Source organism: Candidatus Protochlamydia sp. R18, assembly GCF_000648255.1.
Classification (GTDB): domain Bacteria; phylum Chlamydiota; class Chlamydiia; order Chlamydiales; family Parachlamydiaceae; genus Protochlamydia; species Protochlamydia amoebophila.
Genome location: NZ_BASL01000647.1, coordinates 1 through 2105 on the forward strand (window position 1 = coordinate 1; position 2105 = coordinate 2105).

Here is a 2105-nt window from a genome sequence, read left to right on the forward strand (position 1 = left end):
GATCATTTACTGTTTCAATGACAGCTCACTTTCTAAGAAGAATTTTGTCTATCAACTTCGTCAGCTTCTACTTCCTATTTGATCTTAGGGTTGTCAATAGTCAAGACCTTGTTTCAACAGCCTTATCGAAAGTTCTTTTGAAATAACCCCCTTATCATCAAATGGCTTCTCAGAAATCCCTTTTGACAAGGTTTCGGCAATAGAGACATCAGCAGCATTTCCAGAGTTAAGCTGAAAAGCCAAAATTTATGATTGGTTTAACTGATATTGTTTAGCTTGTTGAAAAAATAAATGAGCGTATTCTTGGTCTGCTCTCAGCAAATAATCTTGAGTGCCTTCTTCTACTAATTTGCCAAATTTAAAAACCAAAATTCGATCAGCCATCTTGATAGATCCGATTCGATGGGTAATCAATAAAACTGTTTTCCCTGAAGATGCATCAGCAAACTGGTTAAATACTTCGATTTCACTTTTTGGATCTAAGGAAGCTGTAGGTTCATCTAAAATTAACAAGCTTGCATTTTTAACAAAGCTGCGAGCCATGGCAATTTTTTGCCATTCTCCACCAGATAAAGATGTTCCACCGAATTCTTTTCCAAGAGGTGTCAATAAACCGTTTGGAAGGTTTTGCAATGTTTTTTCCAATCCACCAGCTTTTGCTGCTTGTAAAATATGCTCTTCATTGGCATGTATGTTTCCAAGCAAAATATTTTCGCGTACAGTAAAGTGATAATGTCCAAAATCTTGAAAACTTCCGCTTATTAAGGCTCTCCAATTCTGGATATTGATTGTTTTCAAATCTACACCCTCTACAGTAATTCTTCCTTCGGCTGGATCGTAAAATCGAAGTAATAATTTTACGATCGTAGATTTCCCGGCACCGTTATGATCGACAAGGGCCTATTTTTTCACCTTTACGAATTTTAAAGCTTACATTTGTAAGAGCACATCGCCCATCAGGATAAGAAAAAGAAACATTTTCAAAACTAATTTCTTGAGTAAAAACGGGCATTATTTTTGAGTTTTGATCGGAAATTGAGTGATTCGAAGAAGCTAGAAAACGCTTTAGCTTACTAAAAAAAAGAATAATCGGAGTCATCATTCCTGTGTAAGAAATACATCCGGACAGTTGAGACTGGGTCATTACAAGTGCCTGAATCGCTACTACGAGTTCGCTAATTTCTAATGCTTTATTTTTTGTTTGTATGATGATTTGAGATAGGATGAAAAGATAACCCAGAACTGTTACCCCAGATAAAAAAATGGATAGAAAAGATTTCTTCCATCGCTCTTTAGATAAGGCAATATGTAAAGCTAAAGCTCCTTGTTTATACTTTTGGATCAAATAATCTCCGAAAGCAAAAAGCCTCAATTCTTTTGCTATACGCCCGTCTAAAGGTAAAGAAGCGATCCAACCAAGTTTTCTGGCCTCTGGACTTGAAAACAGCATTTGGTCCCATGATTGTTTTTCAAACCAAAATGTTGAAAAAGCGTGAGGCAAGCTTGCTAAAAACATGGCAATAGGAACCCACCATTCAAGAGAACCCAATACAAATAAGACAGCTATGAGTGCGATGCATTCTTTTAGAAATCCTGAACATACATATACAAAATTTAAAGGGCGCCTTGAAGATTCGTTTTTTAGGAACTGTATTTCGTCATATAATTTAGAATTTTCAAATGAATCAAGGCCTTGAATAGCGGAAGCCTTTTCCATTAGTAAAACGTTACAATGACATAAAAATTTTTCATTCAAATGTAATCTGAAAATGGAGACGATGGGACTTAATACAGTATCTGCTAATAGTAGTCCCGTCCATATAGAAACAAACATATAAGGAAAGGAAGATTCTAAGCTGATCCAATCTATCATAGCTTGAATCGAGTAAAGTGACGCTGCTGGGATTAATCCTTGAAGGAGGACAAATGTAAATAAAAAAATAGCTTCGCATGGGGCGGAGAGTAAAAGCTGTTTGATCGACCAGAAAAATATGCGCGTTTTAGAGCTCATCACTTTCATGTTTTTTCTTTATTAAAGATAGGGAACTAAATGTTTTTGTAAAATTTTGCAATCAAATTGCATTTTTTCATTTGATCTTTGCAAA

The 2105-nt window shown here is 35.5% G+C and carries 2 protein-coding genes and 1 pseudogene; all 3 read right to left on the minus strand.

The window, feature by feature from the left end:
* Positions 1-28: 28 nt before the first annotated feature.
* A pseudogene (locus tag TY19_RS12660) lies at positions 29-246 on the minus strand (transposase); the annotation flags it as partial.
* Positions 247-864: an ATP-binding cassette domain-containing protein gene (locus TY19_RS26735; protein WP_445082243.1), complete on the minus strand. Its 618-nt coding sequence runs from the start codon at positions 862-864 to the stop codon at positions 247-249. It abuts the pseudogene before it with no gap.
* A 19-nt stretch (positions 865-883) separates the two neighbouring features.
* Positions 884-2020: an ABC transporter ATP-binding protein gene (locus TY19_RS03820; RefSeq protein ID WP_042280369.1), complete on the minus strand. Its 1137-nt coding sequence runs from the start codon at positions 2018-2020 to the stop codon at positions 884-886.
* Positions 2021-2105: the final 85 nt, after the last annotated feature.

Excerpts from the sequence above, each read along its gene's own strand:
- TY19_RS03820 (WP_042280369.1), bottom strand. The coding sequence starts at position 2,020 with ATGAAAGTGATGAGCTCTAAAACGCGCATATTTTTCTGGTCGATCAAA.